Annotated in this window: 14 protein-coding genes; 7 read left to right on the top strand and 7 right to left on the bottom strand. The window is 65.6% G+C overall.

The genetic code is table 11. The features are described from left to right. Positions 1–76: 76 nt before the first annotated feature. On the top strand, positions 77–706 hold the full coding sequence (locus ACFXP9_RS03105) for a thiamine phosphate synthase (protein ID WP_397205357.1): 630 nt from the start codon (positions 77–79) through the stop codon (positions 704–706). A 70-nt stretch (positions 707–776) separates the two neighbouring features. On the opposite strand, the gene purN is transcribed toward ACFXP9_RS03105, so the two are convergent. The 7 genes from purN to aptA form a co-directional block, all read right to left on the bottom strand. Beyond that, on the bottom strand, positions 777–1364 hold the full coding sequence (gene purN, locus ACFXP9_RS03100; protein WP_397205359.1) for a phosphoribosylglycinamide formyltransferase: 588 nt from the start codon (positions 1362–1364) through the stop codon (positions 777–779). Beyond that, complete coding sequence (gene purM, locus ACFXP9_RS03095; RefSeq protein ID WP_397205361.1) at positions 1361–2407, bottom strand: phosphoribosylformylglycinamidine cyclo-ligase; 1047 nt, start codon at positions 2405–2407, stop codon at positions 1361–1363. The genes purN and purM overlap by 4 nt, the downstream gene beginning before the upstream one ends. 124 nt (positions 2408–2531) lie before the next feature. Further along, positions 2532–2819: a DUF1330 domain-containing protein gene (locus ACFXP9_RS03090; RefSeq protein WP_397205363.1), complete on the bottom strand. Its 288-nt coding sequence runs from the start codon at positions 2817–2819 to the stop codon at positions 2532–2534. Positions 2820–2872: 53 nt separating this feature from the next. Continuing rightward, entirely contained in the window at positions 2873–4354 is a 1482-nt protein-coding gene (locus ACFXP9_RS03085; RefSeq protein ID WP_397205365.1) for an NCS1 family nucleobase:cation symporter-1, read from the bottom strand. A gap of 114 nt (positions 4355–4468) precedes the next feature. Further along, entirely contained in the window at positions 4469–5923 is a 1455-nt protein-coding gene (hydA, locus tag ACFXP9_RS03080; RefSeq protein ID WP_397209968.1) for a dihydropyrimidinase, read from the bottom strand. 15 nt (positions 5924–5938) lie between these two features. After that, a complete protein-coding gene (locus ACFXP9_RS03075; protein ID WP_397205785.1) occupies positions 5939–7168 on the bottom strand; it encodes a Zn-dependent hydrolase in 1230 nt (409 codons plus the stop codon). A 36-nt stretch (positions 7169–7204) separates the two neighbouring features. Then, positions 7205–8527 (bottom strand): omega-aminotransferase AptA, encoded by a 1323-nt coding sequence (gene aptA / locus ACFXP9_RS03070; RefSeq protein ID WP_397205369.1) that lies wholly within the window; start codon positions 8525–8527, stop codon positions 7205–7207. Between the two features lie 264 nt (positions 8528–8791). Here aptA and cofG point away from each other — a divergent pair, with 264 nt between their 5' ends. From cofG to npdG, 6 genes are read left to right on the top strand one after another with little or no spacing between them, the layout of a single operon-like run. Beyond that, complete coding sequence (gene cofG, locus ACFXP9_RS03065; RefSeq protein WP_397205371.1) at positions 8792–9916, top strand: 7,8-didemethyl-8-hydroxy-5-deazariboflavin synthase CofG; 1125 nt, start codon at positions 8792–8794, stop codon at positions 9914–9916. Between the two features lie 2 nt (positions 9917–9918). Continuing rightward, positions 9919–11145, top strand: coding sequence for a 5-amino-6-(D-ribitylamino)uracil--L-tyrosine 4-hydroxyphenyl transferase CofH (gene cofH / locus ACFXP9_RS03060; RefSeq protein WP_397205373.1), 1227 nt, complete (start codon positions 9919–9921; stop codon positions 11143–11145). Beyond that, entirely contained in the window at positions 11142–12128 is a 987-nt protein-coding gene (gene cofD / locus ACFXP9_RS03055) for a 2-phospho-L-lactate transferase (RefSeq protein WP_397205375.1), read from the top strand. Before cofH ends, cofD begins: the two co-directional genes overlap by 4 nt. Then, complete coding sequence (gene cofC, locus ACFXP9_RS03050; protein ID WP_397205377.1) at positions 12128–12733, top strand: 2-phospho-L-lactate guanylyltransferase; 606 nt, start codon at positions 12128–12130, stop codon at positions 12731–12733. The genes cofD and cofC overlap by 1 nt, the downstream gene beginning before the upstream one ends. After that, on the top strand, positions 12734–13504 hold the full coding sequence (gene cofE, locus ACFXP9_RS03045) for a coenzyme F420-0:L-glutamate ligase (protein ID WP_397205379.1): 771 nt from the start codon (positions 12734–12736) through the stop codon (positions 13502–13504). It begins immediately after the preceding gene. Beyond that, entirely contained in the window at positions 13501–14169 is a 669-nt protein-coding gene (gene npdG / locus ACFXP9_RS03040; protein ID WP_397205380.1) for an NADPH-dependent F420 reductase, read from the top strand. Before cofE ends, npdG begins: the two co-directional genes overlap by 4 nt.

Here is a 14169-nt window from a genome sequence, read left to right as displayed (position 1 = left end):
CCCCTAGCGCGCCCCGCAAGCACTGGCAAGCGCCGCCAAGCTGCGCTAATCAGCCCCAAACGCAAAGGGAAACGCCATGAGTGATGCACCCACAGGCCCGCAACTTTACCTGATCGCCCCGGCTTCGGTCGCGGCCTCGGCGCTGGCCGATCTGCTGACGCCGGTTCTGGACGCCTTCCCGGTCGCCTGCCTGCGCCTGCCCGCCGGCGGTCAGGACGAGGCCGAACTGGGCCGTCTGGCCGATATCGCCCGCGATCTGGCCCATGAACGCGACATTGCCGTGGTCGTTGACGACCATGTTTTGCTGGCCGGGCGCCACGGGCTGGACGGGGTGCACCTGACCAATGGTGCCCGCGGCGTGCGCGCCGCGCGCAAGGAACTGGGCACCGACGCCATTGTCGGCGCCGATTGCGGCCAGTCCCGTCACGAGGGCCTGAACGCGGGCGAGGCCGGGGCCGATTACGTCAGCTTCGGCCCGGTGGGGGAAACCGGGCTGGGGATGGGCGAAACCGCATCGCTGGACCTGTTCCAATGGTGGTCCGAGGTGGTCGAGGTGCCCGTCGTCGCCCAGGGCGCACTGACCGCCGATGTGATTGCCACGCTGAACCCGATCACCGACTTTCTGGCCATCGGCCCCGAAATCTGGTCACAGCCCGACCCCGCCGCCGCGCTGCGCGAATTGCTGAAACAAACGGCACCCTGCTGAAAAAGCGGGCAGCGGCTTCATCCTGGTCCAAATATCCTGGGGGTCCGGGGGCAACGCCCCCGGTCACGCCTTACAGATCAAGCCGCGCGGTCTGATCTTGGGCAAAACGGCGCAACACCGCCGGATACAGCCGGTGTTCCTGCACCAGCACCCGCGCCGCAAGGCTGTCTTCCGTGTCGCCCGCCAGAACCGGCACCCGCGCCTGCCCCAGCACCGGACCCGCATCCAGTTCCGGCGTGACCAGATGCACGGTCGCGCCGGCCTCGGCATCACCGGCCGCGATGGCGCGGGCATGGGTATGAAGACCGGGGTATTTGGGCAACAGAGAAGGGTGGATATTCAGCATCCGGCCCTGAAAGCGGGCCACGAAATCCGGGGTCAGGATGCGCATGAAACCGGCAAGGCACAGAATGTCGGGCCGCGCCGCCAGCAGCGGGTCCAGCAGCGCGGCTTCGAACCCTGCGCGGTCGCCCTTGAAGGCCCGGTGATCGACGGCGAAGGTCTGGACCCCCAGCGCGCGGGCCTTGGCAAGCCCCCCCGCCTGCGGGTCGTTCGAGCCGACAATCACGGCGCGGGCGGGATGATCGCCGGTCATGCTTTCGACCAGCCTGACCATGTTCGAGCCGCCACCCGAGATCAGAATGGCGACACGTTTCACCGCAGCGTGCCCGCATAGCGCACGCCCGCGCCTTCGGTCACGGTGCCAAGGCGGTGGACGGTTTCGCCCTGCTGCGCCAGCAGCGCGGCCAGATCGTCGGCGCGATCCGCCGCGACCGACAGGATCATGCCGATGCCCGCGTTAAAGGTTTTCAGCATCTCGGTCACCTCGATCCCGGCGGTTTCGGCCATCCAGCCAAAGACCGGTGGCAGCGACCATGCGCCAAGGTCGATATCGGCCCCCAGCCCTTTGGGCAGGACGCGGGGCAGGTTTTCGGTAATGCCGCCGCCGGTAATATGGGCCGCCGCGTGGACGCCGCCGGCGCGGATCGCGGCCAGCACCGGCTTGACATAAAGCCGCGTCGGCACCAGCAGCGCCGCCCCCAGCGGCCCCTCGGCAAAGGGGGCCGGGTCGGACCATGCCAGCCCGGCCTGTTCCGCCACCTTGCGCACAAGGCTGAAGCCATTGGAATGCACCCCGTCCGAGGCCAGACCCAACAGCACATCGCCCGCCGCCACATCGCGCGGCAGCGCGGTGCCGCGTTCCATCGCGCCCACCGCAAAACCCGCAAGGTCGAAATCGCCCGGCCCATACATGCCTGGCATTTCCGCAGTTTCCCCGCCGATCAGCGCACAGCCCGACCGCTTGCACCCTTCGGCAATGCCGGTGACAACGCGGGCGGCCTCGTCGACCGACAGCTTGCCGGTGGCGAAATAATCAAGGAAAAACAGCGGCTCGCCCCCCTGACAAACCAGATCGTTGACACACATCGCCACCAGGTCGATGCCGACGCCGTCCAGTTCGCCGGTGTCGATGGCGATGCGCAGCTTGGTGCCCACCCCGTCGGTGGCGGCGACCAGTACCGGGTCGGTGAAACCTGCGGCGCGCGGGTCGAACAGCGCGCCGAAACCGCCAAGCCCCTCCATCACGCCGGTGCGGGTGGTGGCGGCGGCGGCGGGTTTGATCCGCTCGACCAGCGCGTTGCCCGCGTCGATATCCACCCCGGCCCCGGCATAGGTCATGCCCTGCTTGCGATCCGTCATTTTCGCCCCCTTCCGCCAGCTTTGCGTCCCGATAGCAGCGCGCGGCGCATCAGGCAACGGCAAGGCGCATTCCGGCGCGGAAATCGCACGCACCGGAATGCGGCGCGCGCGACCTTAGGCAGGGTCAGGCCCCTTCCACGATCACGATCTGGGCGATACCCGCATCCGCACGATGCGCCTTGGCGGCCTGATACTGATCCGAGTGATAGCAGGCCAGCGCATCGGCCATGCTGTCGAATTCGATCACCACATTGCGGGGGTGGCCGTCCCCCTCCAGCTGGCGGGCAGGGCCGCCACGGGCCAGCACCCGCGCGCCGAAGGCGCGAAAGGCGTCGGACGCGCCCTCGGCATAGCGGGCATAGGGGGCGGGGTCGGTGACGGTAACATGGGCAATCCAATAGGCTTTGGCCATTTCCGATGTCCTTTCTGTGTGGGGAAAGGGCGGCGCGAACGCCGCCCGCCGCGTCATTTGCGCATCACCGCCGACAGCAACAGATAGGCCGCCCCGGCCACGAACAGCCCCACAAACCACGCATAGGTATAGATGGCGGCAAAGACAGGCGTGGTGCCGCTGGTCAGGCCCACCCCGGCCAGAAAGCCCGGCAGGTTGGGCAGGATACCGATGATCAGTGCCCCCATCCCGGCCCAGTTGATGCCATTATGGCCGTGATAAATGCCGTCATGGCGGAACAGGTCGGCCACATTCAGCCGCATTTTGCGCAGCAGGTAATAGTCGGCCAGCATGATCCCCGCGATCGGTCCCAGCAGCGCCGAATAGGCCACAAGCCAGCCGACGATATGGTTGATCAGCACCCAGGGGAACATCGCCAGTCCGATCCCGGCGGTAATATAGCCGCCCTTTTTCAGGTCGATCCTGCTGGGGGCCAGATTGGCAAAGCCATGCGCCGGGGCCACGACATTTGCCGCCAGATTGGTGGTCAGCGTGGCCACGATCAGTGCAAACAGCGCGATGATGATGGAAAAGCCGCCCATTTTTTCGGCCAGTTGAATCGGATCCCAGATGGCCTGCCCGAAAATCACCACCGTGGCCGAGGTCACCGCCGAGGCGATAAAGGCAAACAGCGCCATCGGAAGCGGCAACCCGATCACCTGCCCCAGCACCTGATCGCGCTGGCTGCGCGCATGGCGGGTAAAATCGGGGATGTTCAGCGCCAGCGTCGCCCAATAGCCGATCATCCCGGTCAGGCTGGGCCAGAAGACGGCCCAGAACTGGCCCTCTTTGGGCTGGCCGGGGTCGAACTGGCTGGGGGTGGACAGCATCTCGCCAAAGCCGCCGGCGCGGGTATAGGCCCAGATCAGCAGCGCAAACCCCATCGCCAGCAGGAAGGGCGCGGCCCATGTTTCCAGCCAGCGGATGGATTCGGTGCCATGGGTGATGAACCAGATATGCAGCAGCCAGAAGGCGATGAAACAGGCAAATTCGCCAAAGCTGATCCCCAGCACCGGCAGCGGATCACCCGCCAGCGCCCCGCCCGTCAGCGTGTTCAGGATCACAAAAATGGCCGAACCGCCAACCCAGGTCTGAATACCGAACCAGCCGCAGGCCACCACGCCGCGCGCAACGGCGGGGATTTTCGCGCCAACCGGCCCGAAAGAGGACCGCAGCAGCACCGGGAACGGAATGCCGTATCGGGTGCCGGCATGGCCAACCAGAATCATCGGCACAAGAACGATGGCGTTGGCGATCAGGATGGTCATGACCGCCTGATCCCAGCTCATCCCGGCGCCGATCAGATACGAGGCCAGCATATAAGTCGGGATACAGACCACCATCCCCACCCACAGCGCCGAGATCGCCAGCCAGTCCCAGCTGCGTTCAGCCGCCGTGGTCGGCAACTGATCGTGGTTATACAGGTCAGGGTCCAGCCCGGTCATGTCCTGATGAATGATGCCGGACGCGTCCGGCGTATATGATGGCTGTGCCATTGGAATAATCCCTCCGTGTTGGATACGTCCGGTTGGCCGGATCGTTGCTGGTGTTATCGCCTTGTCTTAACAAATGAAATGCCCCGGCACGGGCGGTGCCGGGGCGGGCCGCCTTCAGACACAGGCGGGCATATTGGCGGGGTAGCGCTGAACCTGACGCGGGGCCGTCAGCGCCTTCCATTCCGACAGCGCGGCGCTGACCGGCGCATTGGGCGGGCGCGGCACGAAACGGCCATGGCCGGGGCGAACCTGAACCTGCCCGTCGCGCACCGCCAGCGCGCCGCGGGTCAGCACATGACGCGGCAGCCCGGTCAGTTCGACCCCTTCGAAGACGTTATATTCCACCACCGATTGCTGGCGGGCCGCCGTAATGGTCTTGCGCGCCTGCGGGTCCCAGACCACCAGATCGGCATCCGACCCTTCCAGAACCGCGCCCTTTTGCGGATAGCAGTTCAGGATTTTGGCGATATTGGTCGATGTCACGGCGACAAATTCGTTCATGGTCAGCCGACCCGTGCCCACGCCGCGGGTCCACAGAACCGGCATCCGGTCCTCGAGCCCGCCAGTGCCATTGGGGATCTTGGTGAAATCGCCGATGCCAAAGCGTTTCTGGTCAATGGTAAAGGCGCAGTGATCAGTCGCCACCACCTGAAGCGATCCGGCCTGAAGCCCGGCCCACAGGCTGTCCTGATGCGACCGGTTGCGGAAGGGCGGCGACATGACCCGCTGCGCGGCATGGTCCCAGTCGTCATGCTGGTATTCGCTTTCATCCAGCACCAGATGCTGGATCAGCGGCTCTCCGTAGACGCGCATTCCTTTCTGACGCGCGCGGCGGATGGCCTCGTGTGCCTGTTCGCAGCTGGTATGCACGATATACAGCGGCACCCCCGCCATATCTGCAATCATGATGGCGCGGTTGGCGGCCTCGCCCTCGACCTCGGGCGGGCGGGAATAGCCATGGGCCTCGGGGCCGGTATTGCCCTCGGCCAGCAGCTTTTGCTGCATGGTGGCGACCACATCGCCGTTTTCGGCGTGAACCAGCGGCAGCGCCCCCAGCGCGGCGCAGCGCTGAAACGAGGCGAACATTTCGTCATCATCGACCATCAGCGCGCCCTTGTAGGCCATGAAATGCTTGAAGCTGTTGATCCCGGCGTCAACGATCTGCGCCATTTCGTCGAACACCTGTTTCGACCACCAGGTGACCGCCATGTGATAGGAATAATCACAGCAGGCATCGCCGGATTTATCCTGCCACACCTTAAGCGCATCCAGCAGCGACTGGTTGGGTTCGGGCAGGCAGAAATCGACCACCATTGTGGTGCCACCGGCCAGCGCGGCGCGGGTGCCGGATTCGAAATCATCTGCGGAAAACGTGCCCATGAACGGCATTTTCAGATGCACATGCGGGTCGATCCCGCCGGGCATGACGTAACAGCCGCTGGCGTCGATGACCGTATCGCCATGCAGATCCGGGCCGATTTCGACGATCTTTTCACCCTCGATCGCGATATCGGCGCCATAGCTTCGGTCGGCGGTGACAATGGTGCCGCCCCTGATGACCTGTCTCATGGTTTTCCCCCTTGCTTAATCCACGATTTCGGCACTGCGCAGCACGGCATGCATCAGCACATCCGCCCCCGCGCGCGCCCATTCTGGTGTGATCTCCTCGTCCTCGTTATGGGACAGGCCGTCGACGCAGGGGCACATGACCATTGCCGTCGGCGCGACGCGGTTGATCCAGCAGGCGTCATGACCTGCCCCCGAAACAATGTCGCGATGGCTGTATCCCAGATCCTGCGCCGCCTGACGCAGCGCCGAAACGCAGCCATCGTCAAAGGTGACGGGGTCGAAATGGCCGACGGCCTCGATCTCGAAGCCCAGGCCCAGATCGGCGGCAATGCGGGGGGCCTCGGCTTCGATCCGGGCCTTCATGCCGTCCAGCTTGTCGCGATGCGGGGACCGGATGTCGATGGTAAAGACCGCCTTGCCGGGAATGACATTGCGGCTGTTGGGCAGGATGTCGATATGCCCGATGGCACCCACCGCGTCGGGCTGATTGTCCATCGCCACGCGATGCACCAGTTCGGTGATGCGCGCCAGCCCAAGACCCGCATTCACCCGCATCCCCATGGGGGTGCTGCCGGTATGGGCGTCCTTGCCGGTCAGCGTGACCTGCAACCACCACAAGCCCTGCCCATGGGTGACGATGCCGATATCCTTGCCCTCGGCTTCCAGGATGGGGCCTTGTTCGATATGCAGTTCGAACATGGCGTGCATCCTGCGCTGGCCGACCGGTTCGTCGCCGGCATAGCCGATGCGCGCCAGTTCATCGCCAAAGCGCTTGCCCTGCGCATCGCTGCGCGCATAGGCCCAGTCCTGCGTATGCACCCCGGCAAACACCCCCGAGGCCAGCATCGCCGGGGCAAAGCGCGTGCCCTCTTCATTGGTCCAGTTCACGACCACGATCGGGCGACGGGTGCGGATGCCGCGGTCGCGGATGGTGCGCACGACCTCCAGCCCGGCCAGAACCCCCAGCACGCCGTCATATTTGCCGCCCGTGGGCTGGGTGTCCAGATGACTGCCCATCATCACCGGGTCCAGATCGGGCTGCGTGCCCTCCAGACGGGCGAACATATTGCCCATGCTGTCGACCCCCATGGTCATGCCGGCATCGCGGCACCATTGCGCGAACAGGTCACGCCCGGCGCGATCGGCATCGGTCAGGGTCTGGCGGTTATTGCCGCCGCGCAGGCCGGGGCCGATTTTTGCCATCTGCATCAGGCTGTCCCACAGGCGGGCGCCATCAATGCGCATATTTGAAAATTGCTCGGTCACGTTTGCCCCCTTTCGTCAGTCGGTGTCGCGAATCGCCGCCGCCAGATCCGAGATCAGGCGGTCGATTTCCGGCTTGCCGATGGTCAGCGGCGGCGACATGGCGATAATGTCGCCGGTGGTGCGCAGATGGCTGCCCTTTTCCCAGGCGCGCAGATACACATCCAGCGCACGTCTGGTCGGCGCGTCCGCGCGCGGCGCCAGTTCGACCGCACCGACAAGGCCGATGGCGCGGATGTCGATGACATGGGGCAGATCACGCAGCGAAAACAGTGCCTCCTGCCAATATGACGCCAGATCGGTGACACGCTGGAACAGGTTTTCGTCACGATACACATCCAGCGTCGCCAGCGCCGCCGCACAGGCCAGCGGATGGCCGGAATAGGTATAGCCGTGGAAGAATTCGATCAGATGGTCAGGCCCGGTCATGAAGGCGTCATGGACCGCGTCGCTGACGATCACCGCGCCCATCGGCACCACCCCGTTCGACAGGCCCTTGGCGCAGGTGATGATGTCGGGCTGAACGCCGAAATAATCGGCGCCAAAGCCATGGCCCAGACGACCGAACCCGGTGATCACCTCGTCAAAGATCAGCAGGATGCCGTGCTTTTGGGTGATCTCGCGCAGGCGTTGCAGGTATCCCCTGGGCGGCAGGATGACCCCGGCGGACCCTGCCATCGGCTCGACAATGACGGCGGCGATGGTTTCCGCGCCATGCAGCGCGACCAGCCGTTCCAGATCGTCGGCCAGTTCCGCGCCATGTTCCGGCAGACCACGGGTAAAGGCGTTACGGTCGATCAGATGCGTGTGCGGCAGGTGATCCACCCCCGCCAGCAGCGCGCCGAACATACGCCGGTTGGCGACGATGCCGCCCACTGACATGCCGCCGAAATTGACCCCGTGATAGCCACGTTCCCGCCCGATCAGCCGGGTGCGCTGGCCCTCGCCGCGCGCCCGGTGATACCCCAGCGCCATTTTCAGCGCCGTATCCGCCGATTCCGAGCCGGAATTGGTAAAGAACACATGGTTCAGCGCGCCCGGTGCCAGTTCCGCGATTCGCGAGGCCAGTTCGAACTGTTGCGGATGGCCCATCTGAAAGGCCGGGGCATAGTCAAGCTGTGCCACCTGCCGCTGAACCGCCGCGACAATATGGGGATGGGCATGGCCGGCATTGACGCACCACAACCCGGCGGTGCCATCAAGCACCTGCCGGCCATCGCTGGTCTGGTAATACAGCCCCTGTGCGCCGGTGATCAGGCGCGGGTTGCGTTTGAAATGCCGGTTGGCCGTATAGGGCATCCAACAGGCCCCAAGGTCATTCGGATTGCGGTCGGTCGTCATGGTCTTCCCGTCCCTGTCTGTGGCAGCCGTCATTGCGGTGCCTGCCGGTATCGCGGCCTATGCGGGTCGCATATGCACAGGGTTAACGTGGAAAATATTTTATCAACCAGTCAAGAATATTTTCCGCCGCTTTGCAGCGCTGTTTTTCTGCGCTGCGCAAATAAGGTGCTTTCTGCTGCCTTCCTATGCTTATTTTACCAGCTAATAAAAAATTATTGACAGCCTGCCCTGCTTTGCGCCAGCGTTTGCGAAAAGGGGACCGTGATGACTGCGAACAGCGACACAGCCTGGTTTGAACATGCCGACCTGTCCGGCCTGATGGCCCGCGCGGCGGCGGTGCGCGACGCCCAATGGGGCCGCGTGGTGACCTATTCGCGCAAGGTTTTCGTGCCGCTGACCAATATGTGCCGCGACACTTGCGGCTATTGCACCTTCGTCAAGCATCCCGATTCGCCCGATGCCCGCATTCTGACCCCGCGGCAGGTGCTGGCCATCGCCCGGCGCGGCGAAAAACAGGGCTGTAAAGAGCTGCTGTTCAGCTTGGGGGAACGGCCCGAGGCGCGCTATCCCCAGGCCCGCGCGGCACTGGCGCGGCTGGGATATACGCGGATGACCGACTATCTGCGTGATATGTGCGCCATGGTGCTGGCCGAGACCCCGCTGCTGCCGCATGTCAATGCAGGCACCCTGACCGAGGCCGAAATCACCAGCCTGCGTCCGGTCTCGGCCTCGATGGGGATGATGCTGGAAACCGTCAGCCGGGTGCTGACCCGCAAGGGCGGCCCGCATCATGGCTGCCCCGACAAGATGCCGGTGCAGCGCCTGCGCACACTGGACCGCGCCGGGGCGCAGCAGGTGCCCTTTACCACCGGCCTGCTGATCGGCATCGGCGAGACATGGGCCGACCGGATCGAGGCCCTTCAGGCCATCGCCGCCAGCCACCGCCAGCATGGCCATATTCAGGAAGTCATTATCCAGAATTTCCAGCGCAAGCCGGATATCGCGATGGCCAGCCACCCCGAACCGTCGCTGGCCGATATGCTGCGCACCCTTGCCGTGGCGCGGCTGATCCTGCCCGCCGGGATCAGCCTTCAGGCCCCGCCCAACCTGTCGGCGCGGCACATGGATTACCTGCGCGCGGGCATCAATGACTGGGGCGGGATTTCGCCCGTCACCATCGACTTTATCAACCCCCAGCATGACTGGCCACAGCTGCGCGCCCTGTCGGATAACTGTGCCGCCGCGGGCTTTGCCCTGACCGAGCGGCTGCCGCTGTATCCGGCCTATCTGCGCCCCGGCAGCGGCTTTGTCGACCCGGCGCTTCAGCCCCGCATCACCGGCATGGCCCGCCCCGACGGTCTGGCCGCCCACCAAGCCATCGGAGCCTGACCATGACCCTGCATCACGGCTTTGCCACCAGCCCCGCGATTCGCCGCATTCTGGACCGCGCGCTTGAGGGGCGCCCAATCACCGAGGCCGAGGGCCGCGCCCTGTTTGCCGCGCAGGGCGCCGACCTGCCCGCCATCTATGCGGTGGCCGACCGGCTGCGGGCGCGGGCCAATGGCGACCGCGTCGGCTTTGTGGTGAACCGCAACATCAATTTCACCAATATCTGTTACATGGGCTGCACATTCTGCGGCTTTGCCAAACGGGCCGAACAGCCCGGCGCGGAATGGCTGTCCACCAGCCAGGTGGTGGCGCGGGCGCAGCAGGCCTGGGACCGGGGCGCGACCGAGGTCTGTATTCAGGGCGGGCTGCATCCCGACCTGCCCGGCACCTATTACCGCGACCTGCTGCTGGCGATCAAAGTTGCCCTGCCCGATATGCATATCCACGCCTATTCCCCCTTCGAGATCTGGTATGGCGCCGCCAAAAGGCGCATGTCCTATGCCGATTTTCTGGCCGATCTGCGCGAATGCGGGCTGGGGTCGATGCCCGGCACCGCAGCCGAGATTCTGGACACCGACATCCGCCGCCGCCTGACCCGCAACAAGCTGAGCGCGGAAAAATGGGTTCAGATCATCCGCACCGCGCATCAGGCCGGCATCCCGACCACGGCGACAATCATGTATGGCCATATCGACGGGCCACAGCATTGGGCCGCCCATATCGCCCTGCTGCGCGATATTCAGCGCGACACAGGCGGGTTTACCGAACTGGTGCCGCTGTCTTTCGTCCACACCGAATCGCCGCTTTACAAGGGCGCGCAGGGCGATGTCCGCCCCGGCCCCAGCGTGGACGAGGTCGACAAGATGCATGCCGTGTCGCGCATCATGCTGCACGGTTTCATCGACAATATTCAGGTCTCGTGGACCAAACTGGGACCGGAACGCGCCCGCCAGATGCTGTCGCGCGGGGTCAATGACCTTGGCGGGACGCTGATGAATGAAAGCATCTCGCGCGCGGCTGGGGCGGGGTTCGGGCAGGAAATCACCGCGGCGGAAATGGTGCACCTCATCCGGTCGGCCGGGCGGGTGCCGGTGCGGCGCAGCACCACCTATGCGCTGATCGAGGATTACACCGACCACGACCCGCAGCAGATTGCCCCGCTGGTCGACCGCGCCGGCGCCGCGCCGCTGGATTTTCTGACCATGTTTCCCGAAAGGGCACGCGCATGACCCCCACTGCCCAAAGATCACAGCCTGCCCCGCTGGCTGTTACCTTGCTGGCGGGCGGTGTCGGCGGCGCCAGAATGGCCGAAGGGCTGGCCGCCTGCCCCGGCACAGACCTGACCGTGATCGGCAATATCGCGGATGACGCGGCCTTTCACGGGCTGTGGGTTTCGCCCGATATCGACACGCTGACCTATACCCTGGCCGGGCTGATTGACCGCAATCAGGGCTGGGGTGTCGCTGACGAGGGGCACCGCGCGCTGGACATGCTGGAGCGGCTGGGAAATCCGGTCTGGATGTCGCTTGGCGACCGCGATCTGGGGGTGCATATCTATCGCAGTCAGCGCCGCGCGCAGGGTGACCGTCCCCAGCATATCGCGACCGATATCGCCCGCGCGCTGGGGGTGGGGCAGCGTATCGTTCTGCCCTCGGATGACGTGGTGCAGACGCGGGTGCTGACCGATGCGGGCTGGATCGGGTTTCAGGACTATTTCGTGCGCCAGCGCTGTGCGCCGCGCATCCGGCGCATTGCCTTTGACGGCATCGACAGCGCCCGCCCCACCCCCGAGGCGCTGGAGGCGATCGCCAATGCAGATCTGATCGTCATTGCCCCCTCGAACCCACTGGTCAGCATTGCACCGATCCTTGGCATTGCGGGCATTGCCGCGGCCATCGCCGGGGCGGCGGCACCGGTGATCGCGGTCAGCCCGTTTATCGCGGGCAAGGTCGTCAAAGGCCCTGCGGACCGGATGATGACGGATCTGGGGCTGCGTGCCGATGCGGTGGGCGTGGCGCGGCAATATCGCGATCTGGCCGATGCGCTGGTGATCGACAGGCTGGATGCCCACCTGACCCCGCTGATCGAGGCCGAGGGACCAGCCGCCATCCCCGATGACATTCTGATGCCCGATCTAGCCGCAAAGGCCCGGCTGGCAGGCGGTATCATCGCCCTTGGCCAGCGGCTGGCGGCGCAGCGGGGGGCAGCGTGATGCGCGATCTTCTGGTTGCCATTCCGGTCAAGGATGCCGCGCTGGCCAAGACGCGGCTGCGCCCGGTGCTGTCTGATCATGCGCGGGCCGCATTGGCACGGCAATTGCTGACCGGGCTGTTGCAACAGCTGGTGCAACTGCGCGGGCAGATGCCGTTCTTTGACATTTCCGTGGTCACGGCCAGCCCCGATATGGCGGCGCTGGCGCGGGCGCAGGGCGCACAGATCATTCCCGAAGGCGCAGCACGCGGCCTGAACGCCGCCGCCCATTGCGCCGCCGCCTGTGCCGTGGCGGGCGGCTGGCGGCGGCTGTGCATCCTGCCCGGCGATCTGGCAGCCCCCGGCCTGCACGATCTGCACCGGCTGCTGGCGTGGCGCCCCGATGGCGCGGCGGTCGGGCTGTGCCCGGCACATGATCTGGGGACCAACGCGCTGATGATCAGCCCGCCGCAGGTGCTGGATTTCGGCTTTGGGCCGCGGTCCTTCCTGCGTCATTACCGCCGGGCCATGCAGCGCGGGATCAGGCCGGTCGTGCTGCCTTTTGCCAGCCTGCGTCACGATGTCGACACCGCTGCCGACCTGCCCCGGCTGCAAAAGGGGGGCTGAATGGACAGCGTCACCATCCGCGCCCTGCCCGGCATCCCTGACATTCGCCCCGGCGACGATCTGGCCGCGATTATCGGCGATGCCCTGGACCGGCACGCCCCGCCGCGCGCGGGCGATGTGATCTGCGTGGCGCAGAAAGTGTTTTCCAAGGCCGAAGGCCGGGTGCTGGCGCTGGCCGATATCCGCCCCTCGCGCAGTGCCCGCCGCTATGGTGCGGAACTGAACAAGGACCCCCGCAAGGTCGAGGCCGTGCTGCGCGAAAGCCGTCAGGTGGTGCGCGCCTTTCGCCACCCCGGACAGGACAGCGGCACGATGATCTGCGAGCACCGGCTGGGTTTTATCTGCGCCAATGCGGCGGTGGACGAATCCAATACCGACACGCCCGATACGGTGATCCTGCTGCCCGAGGACCCCGATGCCAGCGCCGCCAGCCTGTGCGCGGCGTTGCAGGCGCGCTTTGGCCAGACGCTGGCAGTGGTGATGACCGACACGTTCGGGCGCCCATGGCGGATCGGGCAGGTCAATGTCGCCATTGGCCTGTCGCAACTGCCTGCCACCCGGCGCGAACAGGGTCAGGAAGACGCCTGGGGCCGCAAGCTGGCCGTGACCGAACCCGCCCTCGCGGACGAGATCGCCGCCGCTGCCGGGCTGGTCATGCATAAAGCGGCCAAAACGCCCGTGGTGGTGGTGCGGGGGCTGGACTGGCAGCCCCGCCCGCAGGCCCGCGCCCGCGACCTTTTACGACCCGTCAAGGAGGATACGTTCAGATGACCATTGCCATTATCGGCGGCACCGGACCGCAAGGTCAGGGGCTGGCCAAACGCTTTGCCCGCGCAGGCCTGCCCGTTGCGCTGGGTTCGCGCGAGGCGGCCCGCGCGGCGGATATTGCCGCGCAGATCAGCGCCGGCCTGCCCGCGGGTGCCGCCCCGGTCAGCGGCCATGATAACGCCGCCGCCGTCGCCGCCGCCGACAGTTTCGTCATCATCGCAGTGCCCTTTGCCGCGCATGAGGCCACGCTGCGCGCCCTGAGGCCACATCTGACCGGCAAGATCGTCGTCGATATTGTCGTGCCACTGACCGAGGGCGACCCGAAATCGGTCACCATGCCGGCCGAAGGCTCTGCGACCGAGGCCGCGCAGGCGCTGCTGGGGCCTGACATCGCGGTCATCGGCGCGCTGCATAACGTGTCCGCCAAGGTGCTGAACGATACGGATGCCGCGATCAATTGCGACATTCTTGTCTGTGGCAACGATCTGGCCGCGCGGCAACAGGTCATGGCGCTGTGCGAAAGGCTGGATGTCACCGCCTATAATGCCGGTGACGCGCGCGCGGCCCGCTGTATCGAGGCGATCACCCCCATCCTGATCCGGCTGAATATCTCGAAGGCGGTGCCCTTTACCCATGCCGGCATCCGCATCTGCGCGCCGGATCACTGA

Source organism: Paracoccus jiaweipingae (assembly GCF_044335505.1).
In the GTDB taxonomy this organism is placed as follows: domain Bacteria; phylum Pseudomonadota; class Alphaproteobacteria; order Rhodobacterales; family Rhodobacteraceae; genus Paracoccus.
This window is presented reverse-complemented; position numbering and strand designations above follow the sequence as displayed.

What these genes read in the sequence shown, in the direction of transcription:
- ACFXP9_RS03105 (WP_397205357.1), top strand. Translation starts at nt 77, where the DNA reads ATGAGTGATGCACCCACAGGCCCGCAACTTTACCTGATCGCCCCGGCT.
- purM (WP_397205361.1), bottom strand. Translation starts at nt 2,407, where the DNA reads ATGACGGATCGCAAGCAGGGCATGACCTATGCCGGGGCCGGGGTGGAT.
- ACFXP9_RS03090 (WP_397205363.1), bottom strand. Translation starts at nt 2,819, where the DNA reads ATGGCCAAAGCCTATTGGATTGCCCATGTTACCGTCACCGACCCCGCC.
- ACFXP9_RS03085 (WP_397205365.1), bottom strand. Translation starts at nt 4,354, where the DNA reads ATGGCACAGCCATCATATACGCCGGACGCGTCCGGCATCATTCATCAG.
- hydA (WP_397209968.1), bottom strand. Translation starts at nt 5,923, where the DNA reads ATGAGACAGGTCATCAGGGGCGGCACCATTGTCACCGCCGACCGAAGC.
- ACFXP9_RS03075 (WP_397205785.1), bottom strand. Translation starts at nt 7,168, where the DNA reads ATGCGCATTGATGGCGCCCGCCTGTGGGACAGCCTGATGCAGATGGCA.
- aptA (WP_397205369.1), bottom strand. Translation starts at nt 8,527, where the DNA reads ATGACGACCGACCGCAATCCGAATGACCTTGGGGCCTGTTGGATGCCC.
- cofG (WP_397205371.1), top strand. Translation starts at nt 8,792, where the DNA reads ATGACTGCGAACAGCGACACAGCCTGGTTTGAACATGCCGACCTGTCC.
- cofH (WP_397205373.1), top strand. Translation starts at nt 9,919, where the DNA reads ATGACCCTGCATCACGGCTTTGCCACCAGCCCCGCGATTCGCCGCATT.
- cofD (WP_397205375.1), top strand. Translation starts at nt 11,142, where the DNA reads ATGACCCCCACTGCCCAAAGATCACAGCCTGCCCCGCTGGCTGTTACC.
- cofC (WP_397205377.1), top strand. Translation starts at nt 12,128, where the DNA reads ATGCGCGATCTTCTGGTTGCCATTCCGGTCAAGGATGCCGCGCTGGCC.
- cofE (WP_397205379.1), top strand. Translation starts at nt 12,734, where the DNA reads ATGGACAGCGTCACCATCCGCGCCCTGCCCGGCATCCCTGACATTCGC.
- npdG (WP_397205380.1), top strand. Translation starts at nt 13,501, where the DNA reads ATGACCATTGCCATTATCGGCGGCACCGGACCGCAAGGTCAGGGGCTG.